This is a genomic window from Catenulispora sp. MAP12-49, from assembly GCF_041262705.1.
Classification (GTDB): domain Bacteria; phylum Actinomycetota; class Actinomycetes; order Streptomycetales; family Catenulisporaceae; genus Catenulispora.
Genome location: NZ_JBGCCP010000059.1, coordinates 17600 through 40711 on the forward strand (window position 1 = coordinate 17600; position 23112 = coordinate 40711).

General features: G+C 71.0%; 24 protein-coding genes and 1 pseudogene. 14 read left to right on the forward strand and 11 right to left on the reverse strand.

Features of this window, described 5'->3' with window-relative positions; all coding sequences use genetic code 11:
• Positions 1-105 precede the first annotated feature (105 nt).
• Positions 106-270 (reverse strand): annotated as a pseudogene (locus ABIA35_RS47015) (NADPH:quinone reductase); the annotation flags it as partial.
• Positions 271-309: 39 nt separating this feature from the next.
• Between ABIA35_RS47015 and ABIA35_RS47020 the strand changes: the two are divergent.
• The 3 genes from ABIA35_RS47020 (at position 310) to ABIA35_RS47030 (ending at position 3094) form a co-directional block, all read left to right on the forward strand.
• Positions 310-1500 carry an epoxide hydrolase family protein gene (locus tag ABIA35_RS47020; protein ID WP_370362339.1) on the forward strand — a complete coding sequence of 397 codons (1191 nt, stop codon included), beginning with the start codon at positions 310-312 and terminating at the stop codon, positions 1498-1500.
• Between the two features lie 216 nt (positions 1501-1716).
• Positions 1717-2202 carry a hypothetical protein gene (locus tag ABIA35_RS47025; protein ID WP_370340244.1) on the forward strand — a complete coding sequence of 162 codons (486 nt, stop codon included), beginning with the start codon at positions 1717-1719 and terminating at the stop codon, positions 2200-2202.
• Between the two features lie 166 nt (positions 2203-2368).
• Complete coding sequence (locus ABIA35_RS47030) at positions 2369-3094, forward strand: class F sortase (RefSeq protein ID WP_370340243.1); 726 nt, start codon at positions 2369-2371, stop codon at positions 3092-3094.
• A 10-nt stretch (positions 3095-3104) separates the two neighbouring features.
• Here the strand turns inward: ABIA35_RS47030 and ABIA35_RS47035 are convergent, their stop codons facing one another.
• The 3 genes from ABIA35_RS47035 to ABIA35_RS47045 all read right to left on the reverse strand — a co-directional run bounded on the left by ABIA35_RS47035 (position 3105) and on the right by ABIA35_RS47045 (position 5199).
• On the reverse strand, positions 3105-3332 hold the full coding sequence (locus ABIA35_RS47035; RefSeq protein ID WP_370362340.1) for a hypothetical protein: 228 nt from the start codon (positions 3330-3332) through the stop codon (positions 3105-3107).
• Positions 3333-3488: 156 nt separating this feature from the next.
• Positions 3489-4217, reverse strand: a complete 729-nt coding sequence (locus ABIA35_RS47040; RefSeq protein ID WP_370340242.1) for an HAD-IB family phosphatase — start codon at positions 4215-4217, stop codon at positions 3489-3491.
• 61 nt (positions 4218-4278) lie between these two features.
• A complete protein-coding gene (locus ABIA35_RS47045; protein WP_370362341.1) occupies positions 4279-5199 on the reverse strand; it encodes a DNA-3-methyladenine glycosylase in 921 nt (306 codons plus the stop codon).
• Between the two features lie 156 nt (positions 5200-5355).
• Here ABIA35_RS47045 and ABIA35_RS47050 point away from each other — a divergent pair, with 156 nt between their 5' ends.
• A complete protein-coding gene (locus ABIA35_RS47050) occupies positions 5356-6492 on the forward strand; it encodes an Rv2578c family radical SAM protein (RefSeq protein WP_370340239.1) in 1137 nt (378 codons plus the stop codon).
• Between the two features lie 42 nt (positions 6493-6534).
• On the opposite strand, the gene ABIA35_RS47055 is transcribed toward ABIA35_RS47050, so the two are convergent.
• On the reverse strand, positions 6535-7662 hold the full coding sequence (locus ABIA35_RS47055) for an N-acetylmuramoyl-L-alanine amidase (protein WP_370362342.1): 1128 nt from the start codon (positions 7660-7662) through the stop codon (positions 6535-6537).
• A gap of 236 nt (positions 7663-7898) precedes the next feature.
• On the reverse strand, positions 7899-8372 hold the full coding sequence (locus ABIA35_RS47060; protein ID WP_370340237.1) for a DUF5997 family protein: 474 nt from the start codon (positions 8370-8372) through the stop codon (positions 7899-7901).
• Positions 8373-8429: 57 nt separating this feature from the next.
• Here ABIA35_RS47060 and ABIA35_RS47065 point away from each other — a divergent pair, with 57 nt between their 5' ends.
• On the forward strand, positions 8430-9236 hold the full coding sequence (locus ABIA35_RS47065; RefSeq protein WP_370362343.1) for a LysR family substrate-binding domain-containing protein: 807 nt from the start codon (positions 8430-8432) through the stop codon (positions 9234-9236).
• A 27-nt stretch (positions 9237-9263) separates the two neighbouring features.
• On the opposite strand, the gene ABIA35_RS47070 is transcribed toward ABIA35_RS47065, so the two are convergent.
• Complete coding sequence (locus ABIA35_RS47070) at positions 9264-10265, reverse strand: RICIN domain-containing protein (RefSeq protein WP_370362344.1); 1002 nt, start codon at positions 10263-10265, stop codon at positions 9264-9266.
• Positions 10266-10420: 155 nt separating this feature from the next.
• Here ABIA35_RS47070 and ABIA35_RS47075 point away from each other — a divergent pair, with 155 nt between their 5' ends.
• The gene (locus ABIA35_RS47075) at positions 10421-10651 is read left to right on the forward strand and encodes a hypothetical protein (RefSeq protein ID WP_370362345.1); all 231 of its coding nucleotides are present in this window, start codon (positions 10421-10423) and stop codon (positions 10649-10651) included.
• A 100-nt stretch (positions 10652-10751) separates the two neighbouring features.
• Here ABIA35_RS47075 and ABIA35_RS47080 read toward each other — a convergent pair whose 3' ends face one another.
• From ABIA35_RS47080 to ABIA35_RS47090, 3 genes are all read right to left on the reverse strand, one after another.
• Positions 10752-12266, reverse strand: a complete 1515-nt coding sequence (locus ABIA35_RS47080) for an MFS transporter (RefSeq protein ID WP_370340233.1) — start codon at positions 12264-12266, stop codon at positions 10752-10754.
• 108 nt (positions 12267-12374) lie between these two features.
• The gene (locus tag ABIA35_RS47085; protein WP_370340232.1) at positions 12375-12956 is read right to left on the reverse strand and encodes a TetR/AcrR family transcriptional regulator; all 582 of its coding nucleotides are present in this window, start codon (positions 12954-12956) and stop codon (positions 12375-12377) included.
• Positions 12957-13124: 168 nt separating this feature from the next.
• Positions 13125-14009, reverse strand: coding sequence for an LLM class flavin-dependent oxidoreductase (locus ABIA35_RS47090; RefSeq protein WP_370362346.1), 885 nt, complete (start codon positions 14007-14009; stop codon positions 13125-13127).
• 221 nt (positions 14010-14230) lie between these two features.
• Between ABIA35_RS47090 and ABIA35_RS47095 the strand changes: the two genes are divergently transcribed.
• The gene (locus tag ABIA35_RS47095) at positions 14231-14740 is read left to right on the forward strand and encodes a hypothetical protein (protein WP_370362347.1); all 510 of its coding nucleotides are present in this window, start codon (positions 14231-14233) and stop codon (positions 14738-14740) included.
• 20 nt (positions 14741-14760) lie between these two features.
• Here ABIA35_RS47095 and ABIA35_RS47100 read toward each other — a convergent pair whose 3' ends face one another.
• A complete protein-coding gene (locus ABIA35_RS47100; protein ID WP_370362348.1) occupies positions 14761-15090 on the reverse strand; it encodes a VOC family protein in 330 nt (109 codons plus the stop codon).
• Positions 15091-15217: 127 nt separating this feature from the next.
• Here ABIA35_RS47100 and ABIA35_RS47105 point away from each other — a divergent pair, with 127 nt between their 5' ends.
• From ABIA35_RS47105 to ABIA35_RS47135, 7 genes are all read left to right on the forward strand, one after another.
• Entirely contained in the window at positions 15218-15661 is a 444-nt protein-coding gene (locus tag ABIA35_RS47105; protein ID WP_370340228.1) for a helix-turn-helix transcriptional regulator, read from the forward strand.
• A gap of 10 nt (positions 15662-15671) precedes the next feature.
• On the forward strand, positions 15672-16082 hold the full coding sequence (locus tag ABIA35_RS47110) for a VOC family protein (protein ID WP_370362349.1): 411 nt from the start codon (positions 15672-15674) through the stop codon (positions 16080-16082).
• Positions 16083-16137: 55 nt separating this feature from the next.
• Positions 16138-18495, forward strand: a complete 2358-nt coding sequence (locus ABIA35_RS47115) for an ATP-binding cassette domain-containing protein (protein ID WP_370362350.1) — start codon at positions 16138-16140, stop codon at positions 18493-18495.
• A 326-nt stretch (positions 18496-18821) separates the two neighbouring features.
• Positions 18822-19862: an isopenicillin N synthase family dioxygenase gene (locus ABIA35_RS47120; protein WP_370362351.1), complete on the forward strand. Its 1041-nt coding sequence runs from the start codon at positions 18822-18824 to the stop codon at positions 19860-19862.
• 153 nt (positions 19863-20015) lie between these two features.
• Entirely contained in the window at positions 20016-21017 is a 1002-nt protein-coding gene (locus ABIA35_RS47125; RefSeq protein ID WP_370362352.1) for an LLM class flavin-dependent oxidoreductase, read from the forward strand.
• A gap of 71 nt (positions 21018-21088) precedes the next feature.
• Positions 21089-22402, forward strand: coding sequence for a glycoside hydrolase family 3 N-terminal domain-containing protein (locus tag ABIA35_RS47130; protein ID WP_370362353.1), 1314 nt, complete (start codon positions 21089-21091; stop codon positions 22400-22402).
• A gap of 287 nt (positions 22403-22689) precedes the next feature.
• Entirely contained in the window at positions 22690-22917 is a 228-nt protein-coding gene (locus tag ABIA35_RS47135) for a hypothetical protein (protein ID WP_370362354.1), read from the forward strand.
• Positions 22918-23112 lie beyond the last annotated feature (195 nt).

Sequence of the window (23112 nt, forward strand, 5' to 3'; positions counted from 1 at the left end):
GAAGCGGCAGCGTCCCTTACCGGGACTCCTCGCCCACGGTCAGCACGATCTTGCCCACCTGCGCGTTGGACTCCAGGTACCGGTGCGCCTCGACGACCTCGGCCCCTCCACCACGCCGGAGGACTCGGCGCCGAGCCGGGCCGGGAAGCTGCGCGCCTGCTCGATGTAGATACCCGACCGGAACAGGGACTCGGCCCGGTTCAGCCCGACCGCCTGGACCCGGATCCGCAGCTCCCCCGGCCCCGGTTCGCCGGCCGGCAGGTCCTCCAAGGACGCCGGCGATGATCGCCGCGACTATGCTTCGAAGGCGTGGCACCCGTCGACAATTCCCTGCGGCCCTTCCGCATCGCGATCCCCGAGGCCGACCTGGAGGACCTCCGCTCCCGGCTGGACCGCACGCGGTGGCCCGACGAGCTGCCGGGCGTCGGCTGGGCCTACGGCGTGCCCCGCGACTACCTGCGCGAGCTGGTGCGGTACTGGCGGCACGAGTACGACTGGCGGGCCGCCGAGGCGCGGCTGAACCAGTGGCCGCAGTTCCTGACCACGATCGACGGCACGACCGTCCACTTCGCGCACCTGCGCTCGCCGGAGCCCGACGCCACGCCGCTGATCATCACCCACGGCTGGCCCGGCTCCTTCGCCGAGTTCGAGCACATCGCCGGCCCGCTCACCGATCCGCGCGCGCACGGCGGCGACCCGGCGGACGCCTTCCACCTGGTACTGCCGAGCATCCCCGGCTTCGGATTCTCCGGGCCCACGCACGAGCCCGGCTGGGACCACCTGCGGGTGGCGCGGGCCTTCGCCGAACTGATGCGGCGCCTGGGCTACGAGCGGTACGGCGCGCAGGGCGGGGACTGGGGGTCGGGGATCTCGCGGGAGCTGGGGCGGCTGTTCCCGGAGCAGGTCTTCGGGGTGCACCTGAACCTCATCCCCGGAGCCGCGGCCTCGGCGGAGCCCACGGCCGAGGAGCTGGCCGCGCTGAGCCCGGCCGAGCAGGAGCGGACGCTGGCCTCGTGGGCGCGCACGAAGGCCTGGCTGAAGGAGAAGCAGGGCTACGCGGATCTGCAGTCCACCCGGCCGCAGACGCTGTCCTACGCGCTGACCGACTCGCCGGTCGGGCAGCTGGCCTGGATCGCGGAGAAGTTCAAGGAGTGGACCGACTCCCAGGACCGCCCCGAGGACGCCGTGGACCGCGACCACCTGCTGACGAACGTGATGCTGTACTGGCTCACCGGCACGGCCGGCTCCTCGGCGCGGATCTACTACGAGCGTGCGCACGCGCCGTACTGGGGCTCGGCGCCGGAGCCGTCGCGGACGCCGACGGGGCTGGCGTGCTTCCCGGCCGAGAACTTCATCGTCCTGCGACACATCGCCGAACGAAGCAACAACCTGGTCCGCTGGACGGAGTTCGACCGGGGCGGGCACTTCGCGGCGATGGAGGCGCCGGAGTTGCTGGTCGGCGACATCCGGGCTTTCTTCCGGCAGTTGTGGGAGTCCTGACTCACCCGTTCGGCTGCCGGAATCGTCGAACCTTAAGATCCCCTGAAAACGAGCTCTGACCTGGAGATTCAGAGCGGCCGAGACCAGGTATCCACGAGTTCGATCATCAGACTTCACGCATCATCCGCCCGGATAGCGGCTATTGCCTGTTTCGTGACACGGGGCTCCAGCAGCGACGCACCAGGCGCCGCGGCCCGTGAACGAAAGGGCTGACAGATGCGCTCCATCAAGACCACCCTGACCGCCGCCGCCGTGCTGACCGTGGGCCTCATCGTCGGCGCCCCGGCGGCCAACGCGGCGACGGCCACGAACGACTGGCACGGCTCGCACGACAAGGGTGCCTGCCACTCGGCGATCGTCGACGCGCAGAAGGCGCGGCACGACTACGACCGGGCCGTCGCCGACCTGAAGAAGCAGATCGCCGACGACGGCCACCCCGGCACCGCCGAGGAGGAGAACATCTCCGACCTGATGGACAAGGCCAAGGCCGCGGTCTGGAACGCCGTCGAGGCGTGCAAGGACCGGGACGACCACCACCACATGATGATGCGCCGCCACCCGCACGGTGCGATGCACACCGGCGTGGGCAGCACCAGCCAGGGCGTGAACGGCGGCGAGATGGCCGGCGGCATGGGCATCCTGGGCGCGGCCGGGGCCGGGGCGCTGGCGCTGCGCCGCCGCCGCACGGGCAGCGAGAGCTGAGTAGGCGGCACACACCTCCTGGTCGAGCGCGCCCCGTGATCACGGGTCGGGGCGCGCTAAGGCCAGGGTCTTCCTTTGGCCGCTGGGACTTCCGATCTCTGACACACCTGAACACCCCACACACCTGAAACACCCAGACACCTCGACACACCTGGAAGGGCGCGCCATGAAGGACGCGGACAAGACTCGGCTCGGGATCTCGGCACGCGGCGTGGTGACGGCCTCCCTGGTGTCGCTCGGACTGTGCGTCGGCATCGTGATGGTGGCCGACAGCCTGCACACCCCGAAGCCGCCGCCGCAGCCGACCGCCGCGCAGGGCTTCGGCCAGGCCGCGGGCCCGGCCCCGGCCGCCGCGGCCGCGAACCCCGCCCCGGCCCTGGACGCCGACAAACTCCAGCCGCTGGACCTCCCGCCGGTCCTGGAGGCCGCCACCCCGACCAGGGTGCGCATCCCGGCGATCAACGTGAACGCGCCGCTGATGTCGCTGGCCCTGGACTCCACCGGCGTCCTGACGGCACCGCCGGAGCAGAACCGCAACCTCGCCGGCTGGTACGGCGGCGGCGCCTCCCCCGGCGAGATCGGCACGGCGGTGATCGCCGGACACGTCGACAACAGCCAGGGCCCCGCGGTGTTCTACAGCCTGGGCGCGCTGAAGAAGGGCGCGGAGGTGGACGTCGACCGCTCCGACGGTGTGACGGCGGTGTTCACCGTCGACGCCGTCCAGGCCTACGACGCGCGGGCGTTCCCGAACGACAAGGTCTACGACGACGCGGCGCGCGCCGAACTGCGCGTCATCACGTGCGGTGCGGGCTTTGACAAGAAGCACTATCAGTACTTGGGGAACGTAGTGGTGTTCGCGCACCTGACGTCGTCCCAGGGCCCCGGGCAGTAGGGGCTAAGCGCTAGTCGCTGAGGCTGAGATGCCGCGGCCGGTCGGCGGCGAGCAGGCCGGTCTCGGCCAGGACGCGCTCGACGGTGTCCTGCTCGGCGCTGTCCGGCCCGATGACGCGGTCGACGCCGCCGGGCAGCACGTCGCCCTCGGCGTACCAGCCGCGCATGTCCTCCACGCTCCAGTAGTCGTGGTTCGGCTTGGTGAGGTGGCGCTCGGCGTGCATGATGCCCTCCACCACGCAGGTCCCGCTCCCGCAGGATCTCGCGCCGCACCACGTCCTGCCGGACGATCGCCAGTCCACGGCCGTAGCGCGCGCAATGCGGTGGCGGTGCGGCTCTTGCCGGATCCGGAGGGGCCGCGCAGGCGATCAGAAGGCTGGACATGGCGGACAAGGCTAGTACCGTTCGGCCGAGCCGCTTCCCGGTGTTATGGACGGGGACTCAGGTTCCGGCACGCTCCGCAGGACGCTGAAACCATCGCCGAGCGCCGCCCGAACGCGGGCCACGGTGCTGGGGCTCGGATCGATCAGGACTCTGGTGCCGGCAAGGGTGAGCAGCGGCAGATCGCTCGCGCTGTCGGTGTAGGCGAAGGCCACGGGCAACGGGATCCCGGCCTCGCGCAGCCGGCGGACCTTCGCCTCGCCGAAGCAGCCGTTCACCAGCCGGTAGGCGAGCCTGCCTCGGCTCAGCTCGCCCGCGACCACCTCGACCGACTCCAGTCCCAGCTCCCGGCACACCGCCGTGGCCAGCGGGTCGTAGCAAGCCGTGACCACCACTATGCGGTCCCCGCGCTCGCGGTGTTCCCGCAGCCGCTGCATCGTGACCTCGATCCGGCCCCGGCCGTGGCCGGCGGCGAACTCCCGGACCAGGTCCTCGAACCGCTCCGGCGGCACCCCGACGGTGGCCAGCCACACGAGGGCGCGCAAGGCTCGGCGGCACGTCGGCGGCCAGCGGAACAGCGGTACCGACACCGGTGCCGACACCAGCGCCACCGCCGCCCGGCAGCGGCCTCGAAGCAGCAGGACCCGCAGAAGGCGGACGAACGAGTCGCCGCGGCACAGCGTGTCGTCGAGGTCGAAGACCGCCACCGGAGGATCGGCGTCGCCATGGGCCGGATCGTTCACCGCGGTCACTCCCCGTCCGTTCACCGTCCTCGATCGGATCGAGGAAACGATATCCGCGGGCTCAATGCAGCGGCCGGTTCCTGGGCGCGCGCGGCGCACGGCGAGGCGCGGCTCCCGGCGTGAGTTCGAGGAGCCGGACGACGCGGTAGCGATGCGAGCGCCACTGCTCGTAGAAGTCCTCGATCTCGTCGTCCTCGAGCGGACGGCCGAGCAGGGCGATGCCGGTCATGCGGCCGAGGTGGTAGTCGCCGACGGGTAGGGCGTCGGCGTCGCCGAGGGCACGATGGCCCACCTGGGCGGCGGTCCAGGCGCCGACACCGGGTAGCGCGGCCATCAGGCGGTAGGCCGCCGCGGGGTCGGCGGCGGCCCGGTCGAGGCGCGCCGCGTGCCGGGCGGCCAGGGTGACGGTGCGCGAGCGCTGCAGGTCGATGCCCGCCTGGCGCCAGTCCCAGCTGGGGACCCGCTCCCACACCGCCGGCGCCGGAGGAACGATCATCCCGGCCGGGGCCGGGCCCGGTGCGGGGGCGGAACTGCCGTGGATGCGGACCAGCCGGGTCCAGCCCGCGGCGGCGTCCAGGCCGACGACGCGCTGTTCGATCACGGCCGGGACGAGAGCCTCGAACAGCCGCCGCGTCGCCGGGACCCGCAGCCCGATCAGACGGCGCTGCGCCTGACGCAGCAGCGGGTGCTCCGGGTGGAAGTCCTCGGGACGGTCGCCGGCGCCGAGTTCGTCGCGGATGGACTCGGCCAGTCCGGCCGCGCCCGGACCCCAGGCCTCGATGAGCAGATCGTCCAGGCGCTGCTGCCGGATCCGGTAGGTGACCGGGCCGGTCGCGGTCAGCGCGGCCCGCCACACCGTGCCGTCGGGCTCGACGCGGTGGGCCGGGTCGCGGCCGCCGTGGCGCAGGCTCGCCAGGGTCAGCCGGGCGTTCACGGGGAAGTCCGGCTGCCAGTGCACGGTGCGGTCCGGGGGCTGTTCCATCGCTGGATTCAGTATCTGTCAAGTCGGTGAGATCTGTACCAGCCGATCTGTACCAGCCCGATCTGCACCAGCCCGATCTGTACCGGCCAGCAGATCGGCGCCGGCTTCGGGGTCGCGCTTGCCTTGTGATCGAACATTCGTTCTATAGTGGCTTCCATGAGATGGTCCGGGCAGCTGATCAGCGGAAACAGCGACGAGGCTGAGGCCGGCGGCCCCGGAGCCGGGTCCGACCCCGGGTCCGACCCCGGCTCCGGCCCTGTGCAGCCGGGGTTGTTCGCGGCCTCCGACACCGTCGTGCGCACCTTCGACACGCCGGGGTTCCGGGGCGCCACGTTCTACGAGGTGCGCGCCAAGTCGGTGCTCAACAAGGTGCCGGGGGCCTCGCCGATGTTCGGGTGGACGATCAACCCCTACCGGGGGTGCGGCCATCGCTGCGTCTACTGCTTCGCGCGGCAGACGCACACCTACCTGGACTTCGATCCCGGGCTCGACTTCGACACGCGCATCGTCGTCAAGGTGAACGCGCCGGAAGTGCTGCGGCGGGAGCTGGCGCGGCCGTCGTGGCACCGGGAGCCGGTGGCGATGGGGACCAATGTGGACTGCTACCAGCGGGCCGAGGGCCGCTACCGGCTGATGCCGGAGATCATCGGGGCGCTGGCCGGGTCGGGGACCCCGTTCTCCATCCTGACCAAGGGCACGCTGATGCTGCGCGACCTGCCATTGCTGCAAGCCGCCGCGCGGGACGTGCCGGTGAACCTGGCGATGTCGATCGGTTCGTTGGACGAGGGCGTGTGGCGGACCGTCGAGCCCGGGACGCCGAGCCCCGCGCGCCGCCTGGACGCCGTCCGCACGCTGGCCGAGTCCGGCCTCGGGTGCTCGGTGCTGATGGCGCCGATCCTGCCGTTCCTCACCGATTCGACGGAGCAGTTGCGGGCCACCGTCGCGGCGATCGCGGACGCCGGGGCGCGCTCGGTCACCCCGATCGTGCTGCACCTGCGGACCGGGGCCCGCGAGTGGTACTACGAGTGGCTGCAGGCGACGTACCCCAGTCTGGTGCCGCGATACCGAGCCTTGTACCGGAACGGTTCCTACGTCCCGTCGTGGTACCAGGAGCGGATCACGAACACAGTGCGCGAATTCGCCAAGGCCTATGGTCTGGTGCGGCCGAAGTCGGACTCCGAGTCGGACTCCGAACAGGAGTCGACGAACTTCCGGGTGATGGACAAGCCGGCAGCGCGGGCCGTCGAAACCCAACCCGCGCTGTGGGAGGACGATGAGCTCAGTCCGAGCTGACCATCACTGCGTCCTCTGCATCGCCTGCACCCACGGCACCCGCTACGCGAACTCGTTCGCGACGATGCCGCCGACCGTCGCGCACCACGTGCCGGTGTCGACCTTGCCGTTCGGCTCCAGGCTGTGCAGCCGCTGCATGTCCTGCACGGCCTTGTGCGTGTCGTGGTCGAAGTCGCCGCTCTGGGTGAGTGTGTAGCCCTTGTTGATCAGGATGTACTGCAGCGCCTGCACCGCGTTCCCGCTGTCGCCCTGGCGGATCGGCGTGCCCAGGGCCTCCCAGGTGGGATCGGTGACGGTGCCGTCGGAGGCCACCACGGCGCCGATCTTGCCCTGCAGGTCCTGGATCGCGGCGACGGTCGTCGGGTCGAAGCCGCCGTCGGTGGGCACCGTGTAGCCCTGGTTCAGCAGCAGCCATTGCACCACGCGGATCACCGGGCCGGCGTTGCCGTCGTAGACGTCGGGCCAGGTGCGGTCCGGGAACGTGCGCTGGCCCAGGCACCGCGCGACGGTGCGCCGCAGGGTGGGGAACTCGCGGTAGAAGGCGACGCCGGGGCAGTCGGTGTCGTTGTAGTCCCAGTGCCCGAAGATGTTGTTCGCGCCGAGACCGTACTGCTGGCAGATGGTCAGACACAGGTGGATCAGCGACTGGAACTGGACCGCCGGCGGCGTCTCGGTGAAGTACGTGCCCTCGTTCTCGATGCCGATGCCCTGCGAGTTCTCGCCGATGCAGTGCGCGCCCTGGACTTGCTCGGTCCCGGCGGTCAGCCCTTCCAGGCTGCGGTGGCGGCCTTCCAGGACGTAGCCGCCGCGGCTGACTGTGAAGTGCTGCCCGGTGTCGCTCCAGCCGTTCTTGTCCATGTGCAGGTTCTGGATCTCCTGGGCCAACCGGATGGCCTGCGCCCGGGAGTAGTCCGTGACGTTCGGGAACTCCGTGTGGTGCACGATGATCTTGCGCGTCGTACCGACCCGCATCACCAGCGGCGACGACGGCGGCCGGGCGTCCCAGTCCGCGCAGTCGATGATGAAGGACAGGTCGGCACCCCCGGTGGCGGCCGAGGCCGAGGCGGGTGCGGCGAGCTGGGGCAGCAGGCCCAGGCCCGCCGCGGCGGTGGCGCCGAGGCCGGCACGCAGCGCGGTGCGCCGGGTCAGGGGGCGGTCCAGGTGGGGCATCAGGGTCGGGGTCCTCTCGGGCGGGGGTCCCTGTGAAACCACAAGATCCCTAGCAGATGTTCGCGGAGAGATGTGGATTGTTTTCTACTCTCGCGAGATCGGCTTGTCCAGAGCCCGGGAGACAGGTCACTGAGATGGCATGCGAAAACCGCCCGCGCTCCGTGGGGAGCACGAGCGGTTGCGTTCCTTCACACCGCCGGCGGAGCCGGGACGGCGGTACCCGAGGGCGGGGTCCGTCAGTACCCCCGCCGCGAACCAGGTCGCGAGCCGGGCCTGGAAGCGGGGCGCGCCGCCGCCCGCCGCTCCTCGGCCGCCTTGTTCTCAGCCTTCTTCTTCTCCTGTTCCTGCTTCTCCTTCACCCGCACCGCCTCGCGGCGCACCTCGCCCTGGATCGCCCGCTCGTTCCGCAGCCACTCCGGCTGGTCGGTCTTCAGCGCGTCGATCTGCGCGGTGGTCAGGGGCTCGGTGACACCGCCGCGGGCCAGGCCCGCGATCGAGACGCCGAGCTTCGCGGCGACCACCGGACGCGGGTGCGGACCCTCGCGGCGCAGGTCGCGCAGCCACTCCGGCGGGTCGGCCTGGAGCGCGTCGAGCTCGTCGCGGGAGACGACCCCTTCCTGGAACTCTGCCGGGGTGGCCTCAAGGTATACGCCCAGCTTCTTCGCCGCGGTCGCGGGCTTCATCGTCTGGGGGGACTTCTGCGACGTCATGGGTCCAAGCCTACCGAGGAGCGCGGCGGTGCCGATCTCGGCAGGTACCCTGACCGGGTGACAGGCACGCAGGACTCCCCGACTTTCCGGCTCGCCTACGTTCCCGGCGTGACGCCGGCGAAGTGGGTGCGCACCTGGAGCGAGCGGCTGCCCGAGGTGCCGCTGGAGCTGGTCGCGGTGACGGCGGAGGAGGCGGGCCCGGCCCTGGTCGGCGGGGACGCCGACGCCGGGCTGGTGCGGCTGCCGGTGGACCGCGGCGTGCTCAGCGCCATCCCGCTCTACGCCGAGACGACCGTGGTCGTGGTGCCCAAGGACCACGAGCTCACCGCGGCCGAGGAGGTCGCGGCCGGGGAACTGGCCGACTACATCGTGCAGCACCCGATGGACGACTGCCTGCCGTGGGAGACGCTGACGCTGCCGGGCCGCCCCGCGATCTCCCGGCCGGAGACCACCGCCGACGCGATCGAGCTGGTCGCCGCCGGGGTGGGGCTGCTGCTGGTGCCGCAGTCGCTGGCCCGGCTGCACCACCGCAAGGACCTCACGTACCGGCCGGTCAACGACGTGCCGCAGTCGCAGGTCGCCCTGTCCTGGCCGGAGGGGGAGACGACCGATCTCGTCGAGGAGTTCATCGGGATCGTCCGGGGGCGGACGGTGAACAGTACGCGGGGACGCGGGGCGCCGGCGGCGGCCGCGAAGGAGAAGGCGAAAGAGAAGGCGAAAGCGCAGGCGAAGCCCAAGAGCGGCGATTCAGGAGGTCGGGGCAAGAGCGCCGGGTCGGGCGGTCGAGGCAAGGGCGCCAAGCCTGCCAAGACCGCCAAGCCTGCTAAGACCGCCAAGGCCGCCAGGCCCCGCCGCCGGGGCTGACGCCTGGTCCCCCATCCGAGCCGGCGCCTAGTCCCACATCTGGTAGGCGTCGCCGGCGTCGCACGTCGCCTGCGAAATCGGCGCGCCGTTCGTGTGATCGGTCCCGTCGGCGGCCACGCACGTGCCGGCGTGGCTGTTCTGCATCAGCGCCTGGGCCTGGCCGTCGGTGTTCATCCGGCCGCTGCCCAGGAATGAGAACTGCTGGCTCGCGTCGGAGGCGTCGCAGCTCCGTTGGAGGATCGGCTGCCCGTTGCCGGCGTTGGTCCCGTCCCAGTCCAGGCAGGTGCCGGCGCCGACGTTGCGCAGGATCGGCAGCGCGCCGACGCTGGAGACGACGGTCCACTGCTGGTAGGCGTCGCTGCTGTCGCAGGCCCACTGCTGGACCGGGGCGCCGTCCGCGTGGTCCGTGCTGTCGGCGTGCAGGCACGTCCCGCCGCCGGAGCCGACGATCTGGAACGTGAAGCCGCCGGAGATCGCGGACTGGGCGTCGGCGAGGTAGGTCCGCCAGGCGCCGTTGGTGAAGGTGGCCCACGGCTTCCAGTGGGCGCCGTGGTCGGAGATGTTCCAGGCCGCGTCTGCGTTGCACTGGATCTGGAACGCGCAGGTGTCGGAGACCTCGGAGTGGTAGACGCTGTTCATCTGCCACAGGCCGCGGTCCCGCGAGCCGCCGGAGTTGACGTTCACCGCGCTCGGGTCGCAGCTGGACTCGGCCATCGCCACCGCGATGGCGACGACGATCTGCGGCTCCTGTCCGGCCGAGGTCGCCACCGTGCGGTTGAAGGAGAAACCGGCCTTGGCGGCCACCTTCGCGCACAGGATCGTCGAGGCCGGGACCGTGGCGCGGCTCAGGCCGGCGGTGTACGGCGAGCGGTTCAAGCCGCCGTCGGCGTGCGGCCAGGCGGTGCCGACCCGGGCCGGGGCGGCGGCCGTGCCGGCCGTCGCGTTCGCCGTGGCGGCCGCGGTGGCCGTCGCGGCCAGGGCCAGGCCGAGGTCCAGCGCCACGGCCAGGGTGCTGCGGACGATGCGCACGTTCCACCTGCCTTCTGAATACGGACACTGATATCAAGTCTATGGTTCACCGACCGCGAATCGGGCCTGATCGGCGGCGTGGCGTGACCATCGGGCGAACAGTGGACGACCGACGTGCACAGCCGCCCCGGGCGTGGTCTGCTGGAGGCGAGGCGGTGATCGCGATGGTGTACGTCGTCTACTTGCAGGGCGGCCCCGAGCCCCTCGGGGTGCGTACGGACAACCGCGTCGTGACCACGACCCAGGCGGTCACGGAGTTGAAGATCCCGTGCGAAGGCGGGGTGGGGCTCTGGCGTTACGCCCAGGAGCACATCACGATCGGCACCGGGCAGGCCGCGGTGTTCGAGTACGTGCGGATGGAGCAGGAGGATCCGCCGCCCGGCTGAGCCGTGGGGCGGGCTCCGACCGACATGACGACGGCCCGGGTCCGGCGGGGAACTCCCGCCGGACCCGGGCCGTCGTTCGGCCGTGCGGGTTGGCCCCGGGTCAGCCCATGTGGACCGCGCCGCCGGCCGGCAGGTCGTCCTTGCGGGCCTTGACCAGCGTCGCGACCACCAGGGTGGCCGCGCCCAGGATCACGGCGCTCCAGATGAACGCGGTCACGTAGCCGTGGACCGAGGCCTGCGCGATCAGCAGCGACTGGTTGGTGGCGTGCGCGGCGTGCGAGCCGAAGTAGTTCGTCGTCGCGGTGGTCGCGAACGTCACCAGCATCGCGGTGCCCAGGGCCCCGCCGATCTGCTGCGTGGTGTTCACCAGCGCCGAGGCCACGCCGGCGTCGTGGTCGGCGACCCCGATCAGCGAGGTCGAGGACAGCGGGACGAAGAACAGGCCGATGCCGAAGGCCATGACCAGCTCGGCCGGGACGACGTGGGTGGCGTAGGAGGTGCTCACGCCGATCCCGGTGAACAGCACCATGCCGACCGTGGCCAGGCCGAAGCCGACGGCCATCAGCAGGCGCGGGCCGATGCGGGGCAGGAACCGGGTGGCCACGCCCGCGCCGGCGATCACGCCGAAGGTGAACGGCAGGAACGCGAAGCCGGACTTCAGCGCCGAGTAGCCCAGGATCTGCTGCAGGTAGTAGGTCAGGAAGATGAAGACCCCGAACATGCCCACGCCCATCAGCAGGGAGCTGAGGAACGAGCCGCCGCGGTTGCGGTCCAGAACGACACGCATCGGCAGCAGCGGGTGCGTCGTGCGCAGCTCGATGACCAGGAAGCCGATCAGGAGCACCACGCCGGCGGCCAGCAGGCTCAGGGTGGTCGTGGAGCCCCAGCCGTCGGTGTTGGCCTTGTTGAAGCCGTAGACCAGGGCGGCCAGACCGGCGGTCGAGGTCAGGGCGCCGGGGATGTCGTACTTGGTGTTGCCCTCGGCCTTGCTCTCGCTGAGCACGCGGGTGGCGAAGAAGGCCGCCAGGACCGCGATCGGCACGTTCACCAGCAGCGTCCAGCGCCAGGAGGCGTACTCGGTGAGCACACCGCCCATGATCAAGCCGATCGCGGTGCCGCCGCCGGCGATGGCGCCGTAGACGCCGAACGCCCGGGCGCGCTCCTTCTCCTCGGTGAAGGTCACGGTCAGCAGCGACAGCGCGGCCGGGGCCATCAGCGCGCCGAACACGCCCTGCACGGCACGGGCGCCGAAGAGCATGGCCTCGTTGGTCGCGGCGCCGCCCAGGGCGGAGGCCGCGGCGAAACCGAGCAGGCCGATGATGAAGGCCCGCTTGCGGCCGGTGTAGTCCGCGACGCGTCCGCCGAGCAGCAGCATCGAGCCGAAGGCCAAGGCGTAGGCCGTGATGACCCACTGCTTGTTGACGTCGGAGATGTGCAGGTTGCGCTGCATGGTCGGCAGCGCGATGTTCACGATGGTGCCGTCCAGCACGATCATCAGCTGCGCGATCGCGATGACGACCAGGGCCGCCCAGCGGCGTGGATTGAGAGCCGAGGCTTCTGCCTCGGCGCCCGCGCCGGCACCGGCCGGCGACAGGCTTTCGGTGGTGGTTGACATGCGCTTCTTCTCGCTTTCGACGGGCGGCCGTTTCCGGCAGCACTCGATCGACGCGCGGCCCCCTCGAGTCGCGCGAGTCTTTACTTGGAAAGGCTGGTCCGGTGGCGCCTAACGGCTTCGGACCATCAGAGGAATCAGGATGTTGTCCGTCAGGTGGATCAGGAACTCGTCGTCGACGGTCTGGCCGTTGACGAAGATCCGCATGAACATCACCGCCGGGGCGACTTCGGGGAAGACTGTGGGATCGGTGTCGGCCGGCAACTCGCCCCGGGCGATGGCCCGGTCCAGCATCCGCTGGGTGACCTGCTGCTTGTCCTCGACCATCGAAGAGCGCACGGCCGCAGCCAGTTCCGCGTCCTTCTGCAGGGCCGCCAAGAGCCCGGACATGAGCTGGCCGAGGTCCCCGGTCATGAGATCCCGGATCCCGGTCAGCGTGGCCAAGATGTCGCCCCGCAGCGTGCCGGTGTCGGTCTCGTTGGCCAGGTCGGCCTGCTCGTAGCACTGGATGGCGTCCACCACCAGCTCGGCTTTTCCGGGCCAGTGCCGGTAGAGGGTCGCCTTGCTGGCCTTGGCCCGGGAGGCGACGGCGTCCAGCCGCAGCGCCTCATAACCGGTCTCGGCCAGCAGCTCGAGGGTGGCGCCGAGGATGGCCTGCTCCCGCTCGGGATCGAGCTTGGGCCCGGCTTCCATGGCCGCTCCTTTCGCCTGGGTGTCGCCCGGGGTCCCCTGAGGACGACAGCGTGGTGTACGAAACTGTTTCGTACAGTAGCACCCTTCCAGCGCGAAACGAAACTGTTTCGTACACCACGAGGGCCATCCGGGTGGTGACGTTCGCCACACCGGGAAAAGGCCTGGTCGTCAGCGGATTTCGGCGGCCACCTCGGCCGCCCACGCCAGGACGTCCGGCAGCGCTTCGGCGTCCACCGGCGCCCACAGCGAGCACGTTTCGACCCCCGCCTCCACCAGCCGGCCGAGTTCGTCGACGACGCTCTCGCGGCTCGGCCGGTCGCCGTCGCCGTCGCCGCCGGCGCCGCCCCCACCACCGTCGCCGAGCAGGCGGCCGGGGAACTTCCCGGACAGCTCGAAGCCAGGCGGCAGCAGCATGCCGACCACGGTCAGGGCCAGGGTGTCCGGGTCGCGGTCAGTGCCCTCGGCGAGCCGAGCGATCCGGGCGCGGGTCGCGGCGATCTCGCCGGGGTCGCCGGAGCCGTGCCAGGCCGCGCCGAAACGCAGGGCCCGACGCAGGGCCGCGTCACTGGCGCCGCCGACCCAGACCGGCGGGCCGTCCGGAGTGCTCGGCGGCATACCGAGAGAGAGGTCTGATTCGCCGCGCCACAGGGCACGCATCGTGGCCAGGGCGGCGTCGGTCCGCTTGCCGCGCGCGCCGAAGGGGACGCCGACGGCTTCGAACTCGGTGCGGTCCCAGCCGGTGCCCACGCCCAGGACGAAGCGTCCGCCGCTGAGCGCGTCCAGGGTCGCCGCCTGGTGCGCGACGACGAGCGGCTCGTAGAGCGGGGCGATCAGGATGCTGCTGATCACGCGGATGCGGCTGGTGGCGCCGGCCACCGCCGACAGCATCACCAGCGGGTCCGGGGACAGCCCCAGATCGCCGGCGAGCAGGTGGGTGCCGGCGATGACGTGGTCGAAGCCGAGATGTTCGATCAGCCGGGCGGTCTCCAGGACGGCGGCGAGGTCGGCGGGATCGGTGGGCCACAGGCGGTGGGGCGCGAATCCGATGTGCATGGCGGAGAGCCTAGGGAGCCCGCCGCGTCTGTGGCTGGACACGCGGTCTGTATCTGAACACGCGGTCTGTATCTGAACACGCGGCCGGTGGCGGGACACCGACACTGCCGCGCTCACCGGCCAGTTGACGTTGACGGCCCCGCGCGCCGGTCCTAGTTTCCGTGCTGCCTTCTCGCCGAACCGCCCCCCACAGTCTCAGCGTTCTGATTCAGGAGGCCCACATGCCCCACTCCCCCGCCGCGCGCCGCCTCGCGGTCGCGGCCACGCTCGCGCTCGGCGCGGCCGTCGTACCGGCCCTGACCGCCGCCACCGCCGCGACCGCCGTGGCCCAGGACCCGATCCCGATCACCCCGAACACCGCCTTCGTCGGCCTGGTCAACGGCAAGACCGCGGACGCGGTCGTGACCGTCGTGTGCCCGGGACCGGTCACCTCGACCTCGGTCGGGCACCCGATCGAGGGCCAGACCGCGGAGGTGCGCAGCATCGTGCCGCCGGTGACGCCGTCCGGCTTCACCGGCAGTCAAGGACGCCAGATCGTCGCCGGCTTCGACTCGGCCTCGACGGCGTCGCAGGCCATCGTGTTCAGCTCGTACTTCGCCCCGGCCGCGATCCCCACGACGTGGCTGCTGCCGTGCGGCGGCTCCGGCGCGATGACGTTCGTGCCGGAGCCGACGAGTCCCACCGCGCGGAGCTACACGGTGAAGGTCACCTTCTTGAACATCGCGAACTGAGAACGGCCTGACCGGGCCCGCTACTTGCCCCGCAGCCCGATCGCGTTGCCGTCCTTGTCCAGCAGCACGCACACCCGCGCCTCCGGCGCCACCTGACGCGGCGAGTCCCGCTCGGTGGCGCCGGCGGCGAGCAGCGTGTCCCGGGTCGTGTCCAGGTCGTCGACGTCGGCGTAGGCCACCGGCCCGCCGGAGACGTCGCCCGGCGTCAGCGCCACCTCGAACCCGTCGACGTTGTAGCCGACGTAGTAGGGCGTGTCGGTGTGCGGGTCGCCGAGCAGGCCGGTGTAGATCGCCTTGGCGGCCGCCAGGTCGGAGACCGGGATGACTTGGCTGCGGATCGCTGTGGGCATGAGGGGTCCTTCCGGCGCGGTTCGGTTCCGTTATCGGAAGCTACCCGGAGCGGCGGCGGACATGGGCTGAAAGCCGTCCGTCCAGGTGAAGCCGTGCGTGTCACCCCCGTCCTCTACGATCAACCGCATGACCGCCCCGACCACCCCCGACCAGCGGCTCCAAGACCTCGCCCGCCTGCGCCGCGTCCGCGACCGCATCGACCGCGAGTACGCGCAGCCGCTGAACGTCGAGGCGCTGGCGCGCGGGGTGCACATGTCGGCGGGGCATCTGAGCCGGGAGTTCAAGGCCGCCTATGGGGAGTCGCCGTATTCCTATCTCATGACGCGGCGGATCGAGCGGGCCATGGCGATGTTGCGGCGCGGCGACCAGACGGTCACCGAGGTGTGCTTCGCGGTCGGGTGCTCGTCGTTGGGGACGTTCAGTACGCGCTTCACCGAGCTGGTCGGGATGCCGCCGAGCGAGTACAAGCGGGCCGCGGCCTTCGCGACCGCGGGGCTGCCGTCGTGCGTGGCCACGCGGGTGACGCGACCGGTCAGGATTCGAGAAGCCCGGGCCGGGGCGCTCACCTAGGGTGAAGTGCATGGACCTCACCATTCACGCCAGTTTCCTGCCGCACTCCGACCCCGACGAGTCGGTCGCCTTCTACCGGGACGTGCTCGGGTTCGAGGTGCGCAAGGACGTCGGGTTCAACGGGATGCGGTGGATCACTGTCGGGCCGGCCGCGCAGCCGGGGACCTCGGTCGTGCTGTACCCGCCGAGCGCCGATCCGGGCGTGACCGAGGCCGAGCGGCAGACCGTCGCCGAGATGATGGCCAAGGGGACGTACGCTGTGATCCTGCTGGCCACCAGTGATGTGGACGGGACGTTCGACCGGGTGCAGGCGCACGACGCGGAGGTCGTGCAGGAGCCGACGGACCAGCCGTACGGGGTGCGGGACTGCGCCTTCCGGGATCCGGCCGGGAACCTGATCCGGATCCAGCAGACGAAGTAGCGGCACCACTGGTCGTTCCACGCCCCATCGCCCCGCCCGACCGAGGAGACGCAGCATGCACGCCGCCGACAGCCACGACCTCATCCGGGTCCACGGCGCCCGCGTGAACAACCTCAAGGACGTCAGCATCGAGCTGCCCAAGCGCCGGCTGACCGTCTTCACCGGCGTCTCCGGCTCCGGCAAGAGCTCGCTGGTCTTCGGGACCATCGCGGCGGAGTCGCAGCGGCTGATCAACGAGACCTACAGCGCGTTCGTGCAGGGCTTCATGCCCACGCAGTCCCGGCCCGAGGTGGACGTCCTGGACGGGCTGACCACCGCGATCATCGTGGACCAGCAGCGCATGGGCGGCGACCCGCGCTCGACGGTCGGCACCGCGACCGACGCCAACGCCATGCTGCGCATCCTGTTCAGCCGGCTGGGCACGCCGCACATCGGCTCGGCGAAGGCGTTCTCCTTCAACACCGCCTCGATCAGCGGCGCCGGCGCGGTCACCTTGGAGAAGGGCGGCCAGACCGTCAAGGAGCGCCGCAGCTTCAGCATCGTCGGCGGCATGTGCCCGCGCTGCGAGGGCCGCGGCACGGTCAGCGACATCGACCTGGCCGAGCTCTACGACGAGAGCAAGTCCGTCAACGACGGCGCCATCACCGTGCCCGGCTACGCCGGCGGCGGCTGGAACTCACGGCTGTACGCCGAATCCGGGTTCTTCGACGCGGACAAGCCGATCAAGAAGTTCACGAAGAAGGAGCTGCACGACTTCCTGCGCCGGGAGCCGACGCGGATGAAGATCGCGGGCATCAACATGACCTACGAGGGTCTGATCCCGCGCATCCAGAAGTCGATGCTGTCCAAGGAGCGCGAGTCGCTGCAGCCGCACATCCGGGCGTTCGTGGACCGCGCGGTCACGTTCACCACGTGCCCGGACTGCGACGGCACGCGGCTGTCGGAGGGGGCGCGGTCCTCGAAGATCAAGGGCGTCAGCATCGCCGACGCCTGCGAGATGCAGATCAACGACCTGGCCGAGTGGGTGCGGGAGCTGGCCGAGCCGTCGGTGGCGCCGCTGCTGGCCGCGCTGTCGCAGACCCTTGACTCGTTCGTCGAGATCGGCCTGGGCTACCTGTCGCTGTCGCGCTCCTCCGGGACGCTGTCCGGCGGCGAGGCGCAGCGCGTGAAGATGATCCGGCACCTGGGCTCCTCGCTGACCGACGTCACCTACGTCTTCGACGAGCCGACCGTGGGCCTGCACCCGCACGACATCCAGCGGATGAACGAGCTGCTGCTGCGGCTGCGCGACAAGGGCAACACGGTGCTGGTCGTCGAGCACAAGCCGGAGATGATCGCGATCGCCGACCACGTGGTCGACCTCGGCCCCGGGGCCGGTTCCGGCGGCGGCGCGGTGTGCTTCGAGGGCACGATCGACGGGCTGCGGGGCAGCGACACGGTCACCGGCCGGCACCTGGACGACCGGGCCGCGCTGAAGAAGCAGACGCGCAAGGCCAAGGGCGCGCTGGAGATTCGCGGAGCGTCCGCGAACAACCTTCAGGACGTGGACGTCGACATCCCGCTCGGGGTGCTGGTGGTCGTCACCGGCGTCGCGGGCTCGGGCAAGAGCTCGCTGATCCACAGCTCGATGACCGATCACCGGCCCGACGGCGTGGTGTCCATCGACCAGAGCCCGATCCGCGGGTCCCGGCGCAGCAACCCGGCCACGTACACCGGGCTGCTGGAGCCGATCCGCAAGGCGTTCGCGAAGGCCAACGGCGTGAAGCCGGCGCTGTTCAGCGCGAACTCCGAGGGCGCCTGCCCGACCTGCAACGGCGCCGGGGTGGTCTACACCGACCTGGCGATGATGGCCGGCGTCGCGACGGTCTGCGAGGAGTGCGAGGGCAAGCGCTACCAGGCCGAGGTGCTGGAGTACCGGTTCGGCGGCCGCGACATCGCCGAGGTGCTGGCGATGCCGGTGGACGAGGCGGAGGCGTTCTTCGCCGACGGCCAGGCCAAGATCCCGGCGGCGCACCGGATCCTGTCCCGGCTGTCCGACGTGGGCCTGGGCTACCTGAGCCTGGGCCAGCCGCTGACCACCCTGTCCGGCGGCGAGCGCCAGCGGCTCAAGCTGGCCGTGGCGATGGCCGAGGACGGCGGGGTGTACGTGCTCGACGAGCCGACCACCGGGCTGCACCTGGCGGACGTCGAGCAGCTGCTGGGGTTGCTGGACCGGCTGGTCGAGGCCGGCAAGTCGGTGGTCGTCATCGAGCACCACCAGGCGGTGATGGCGCACGCGGACTGGATCGTGGACCTGGGGCCGGGCGCCGGGCACGACGGCGGCCGGGTGGTGTTCGAGGGGACGCCGGCCGATCTGGTCGCCGCGCGGTCCACGCTGACCGGTCAGCACCTGGCGGAGTACGTGGGGGCATGAGCCGGACATGCGCCGGCTACAAAGCACGTCGGGGCATGGTCGTCGGGGCATGAAAAAACGCCACCCGAGATCATGTCCGCGAGCGGACGGTCGGCGACGGATTCCGCTCCTGGGCTTTCGCCTGGTTAGCACGAGCCGAAGCTCTCAGGCCTGATCAGAGGGCCGAAGCCGTCCGATACTGCCCTACCTTAGGGACGTTATAGTTACGAAGTATCCGTTTCCTGCGCACCGGGAGGCGCTGCGCGCCAGCTTGGCAGATCGCGGCGTCACCTGGCCAGCGGATTCCTTGATCGGCCGGACAAACCGGGGCGTATTACCGTGGAACGGTGACGCTTCCCGACTCCGCCGACTCCGCCGCCCCCACTGACTCCGCCGACTCCACCCTCCCGGTCGTCGACCTGTCGATGGCCGACGGATCCGACCAGGACCGGGCCGCGCTGCGCGCGACACTGCGCGCGGCGGCCACCGAGGTCGGCTTCTTCCAGCTGGTCGGGCACGGCGTCACCGAGACCGAGAGCACCGCGCTCACCGATGCGATGCGCTCGTTCTTCGCGCTGCCGCGGGCCGACCGGCTGGCGGTCAGCAACCTCAACTCGCCGCATTTCCGCGGCTACACCAGTACCGGCGAGGAGCACACCGGCGGCACGCGGGACTGGCGCGACCAGATGGACATCGGGCTGGAGCTGCCGCCGCACGTGCCGGGGGCCGGGGAGCCGGCGTACTGGTGGCTTCAGGGGCCCAACCAGTGGCCGGAGCAGCTGCCGCAGCTGCGGGTGGCGACGCTGGCCTGGATCGACAAGCTCAGCGCCATCTCCCAGCGGCTGCTGCACGAGCTGCTGGCCTCGATCGGCGCGCGCCCGGACTTCTACGACGACGCCTTCGCCGGGCATCCGCACCTGCGGCTGAAGCTGGTCCGCTACCCCGGCGAGGCCCCGGACGGCGCGGCGCAGGGCGTCGGGACGCACAAGGACTACGGCTTCATCACGCTGCTGCTGCAGGACTCGGTCGGCGGGCTGCAGGTGGCGCGGCCGGACGGGTCGTTCCTGGACGTGCCGCCGATGCCGGGGGCGTTCGTGGTGAACCTCGGCGAGCTGCTGGAGGTGGCCACCGACGGGTATCTGAAGGCGACGAGCCACCGGGTGGTCAGTCCGCGGCAGGAGCGGTTCTCGGTGCCGTTCTTCTACAACCCGCGGCTGGACGCGCACATCGAGCCGCTGGAGTTCCCGCACTCGCACCATGCGCCCGGCGCCGACAACGACCCGTCGAACCCGCTGTACGCGGAGTTCGGGCGGAACGAGCTGAAGGGGTATCTGCGGGCGCATCCGGAGGTCACCAAGAAGTTCCACGCGGACTTGGCGGCCACGTAGCAGACGCCGCCCGGGAATGCCCCTTGTCCCCTGCGCGTTGCCCCTCGTCGCACACCGCAGATTCGCACTGATCGCATAGTTCGCACAGATCGCACAGTTCGCACGGGGCAAAGCACGCCAGCACGTGTCCGGCGCTCCGGGAGACGAGGACCGATGAAGTACTCCCTGCTCGACGTCGCCGCGGTCGCGCCCGGCGAGCACCCGGGCGAGGCGCTGCACGGGGCGGTGCCGCTGGCGCGGGCCGCCGAGCGCGGCGGCTACGAGCGCGTCTGGTACGCCGAGCACCACAACATGCCGGCGATCGCCTCCGCGGCCACGAGCGTGCTGATCGCGCATGTCGCGGCGAACACCGAGCGGATCCGGCTGGGGGCCGGCGGCGTCATGCTGCCGAACCACTCGCCGCTGGTCATCGCCGAGCAGTTCGGGACGCTCGCGGCGCTGCACCCGGGCCGGATCGACCTGGGACTGGGGCGCGCGCCGGGCTCGGACCAGGCCACGATGCGGGCGCTGCGGCGCAGCCCGGACTCGGCGGACAGCTTCCCGCAGGACGTGCTGGAGCTGCAGGGCTTCCTGTCCGGCGACACCCGCATCCCGGGGGTGCGGGCCACGCCCGGCGACGGCTCGAACGTGCCGCTGTACATCCTGGGCTCCTCGCTGTTCGGGGCGCAGCTGGCCGCGGCGCTGGGGCTGCCGTACGCGTTCGCCTCGCACTTCGCCCCGGACGCGCTGGCCGCGGCCACCGAGATCTACCGCTCGGAGTTCCGGCCGAGCCCGGGGCACCCGGAGCCGTACCTGATCGTGGCGGCGAACCTGATAGCGGCCGACACCGAGGAGGAGGCCGAGCTCCAGTACCAGGCCGCGCTGCGGTGGCGGGCGAAGCGGTTCCTGGTCCGGCGCGGGAGCGGGGACGCCGAGCTCAGCGACGATGAGCTGGACCAGGTGCTCGCGACGCCGGGCGGGGAGCACGTGAAGGGCATGATGCGGGTCACAGCGGTCGGGACGCCGAAGCAGGCCGTGGACTACATCGAGCGGCTGGCCGAACGCACGGTCGCGGACGAGGTGATCCTGGCCCCGGCCTCCCCGAACCGGGCCGAGCGGATCCGGGCGGTGGAGCTGGTGCCGGCACCGGTCGCGCAGGCTTTGCAGGCGTCGTAGCGCGGGCGCCGACGCACCGGTACGGCCTAGCCGGCTGGCATCTCGCGCCCGCTTTAGCCATGGTGGAGTGCATGGTTGATGCTGGGATGCGGAACGGACGGCGCAAGAGGACCGGCGGCGTGGCGGCGGTGACGCTGATCGCGGCGGTCGGGCTGCTGAGCGGCGCGTGCTCCAGCAGCGGGTCGAAGGCGGCGGCGAACGGGAGCACCACGTCGTCCTCCACCACGACGACCACCACGCCGCCGACCAGCACCTCCACGCCGCCGTCCACCACCAGCACGACGCCGCCGCCGACCACCACGACCACCACCCCGCCGCCGACCACGACGACCCCCAAGCCCCCGGCGACCACGTCGAGCGCCCCGGCGGTCCCCGGAGGCCTGACCCTCCAGCAGGAGGCCGGCCAGCGGATCATCTACTCCTACCAGGGCCTGACCCCGCCGCAGCACCTGTTCGACCTGATCCGCCAGGGCGACGCGGCGGGCGTCATCTTCTTCGGCGGCAACATCTCCAGCGAGTCCCAGATCGCCGGCGTGATCACCCAACTCCGCCAGGCCCAGGCCGCCAGCCCGGTCCACCTGCCGCTGCTGCTGATGACCGACCAGGAGGGCGGCATCGTCAAGCGCCTCCCCGGCCCCCCGTTCGACTCGGCCAAGCAGGTCGGCGAGAGCGCGAACCCCGTCGCCGCGGCCACCGCCCAAGGCGCCGCGGCCGGCCAGAACATGTCCAGCGTGGGCATGAACCTGAACCTGGCCCCGGTCCTGGACGTCTACCGCACCCCCGGCAACTTCCTCGACGCAGCCCAGCGCTCCTTCAGCCAGAACCCGCTCACGGTCTCCCAACTGGGCTCCGCCTTCATCGTCGCGCAGCAGAACACCGGCGTGGCGGCCACCGGCAAGCACTTCCCCGGCCTCGGCTCAGCACCGAACGGCGCGAACACCGACGAGAAGCCGGTGACCCTGGACGTGTCACTGAACAACCTGCGCACCATCGACGAACTGCCCTACGTGGCAGCGGTCCAGAACGGCGTGAAGCTGGTGATGATGTCCTGGGCGGTGTACCCGGCCCTCGACCCGAACCACCCGGCCGGCATGTCCTCGGCGGTGGTACAGAACGAACTGCGCGGCCGCATCGGCTTCAAGGGCGTGACGATCACGGACGCCCTGGAGGCCGGAGCGCTCCAGGCATACGGAAGCGCGGGAAACCGGGCCCTGTCGGCGGCCGAGGCCGGAATGGACCTGCTGCTGTGCTCCTCGGGCGACCCGGCACAGGGCGACGCCGCCGCGTCGGCGATCGTGGCCGGGGTGAACAACGGGACGCTGAGCCGCAGCGGGTTCGATGCCGCGGTGGGGCGGGTCGACGCGCTGCGGGGCGGGTTGAAGTAGGGCTACTCCAGGCCGCCGCTGGCGGTCAGGCACGCCTTGAGCCAGACGGCTTCCCGGCCGTTCAGGATCACGTCGCCAAGGACGGGGACGTCCCCAAAGAACCTCCGCACACCAGGTGCGAGCCCTTCGATGCTCGACGCCAGCGGCCTGGAAGTGCACCAGTGGCTCGTTCGCGTAGCACGGGCAATCGAAGCTTGGACCGTCGGCGAGGAACGACTTCCGCGGGTCAAGCTGCCCCGGAACACCGCTGAGCGGACATCCACGCCGAGCTGAAGCAGCAGACATGGATCTTCGGCGGCGGCTATGTCCGGGAGCACGACCGCCGTCAGCTCACCCTGCACGATGAGCTGGACATCCCCCTGATACGCGGCGACGGTTCCTTCCACGTGGTCGAGCTGAAGAAGGCGAACCAGCCCCACCTTGTCATCAGGCCGCGCTCGCACTGCACTGTCGGCTCTGTCGTCCACGAAGCCATGACGCAGGCGGCGAACTGCGCTTCGGACCTACAACGCTGAACTGACCCGCATCGAGGTCATGACCTACGCAGAACTCATCGACGCGGCCGAGCGCACCCTCGCGCTCGCCGACTCGGGACTGTGAGCGTCACCACCCTTCCGATCCTGTTGCCCATTTATTTGGTTAAGCAATGAGGGCGAGTTCGAGGCGGGAGAGGTGGCTGGTGCGGGTGCGGTCCAGTGGCTTGTCGTTCC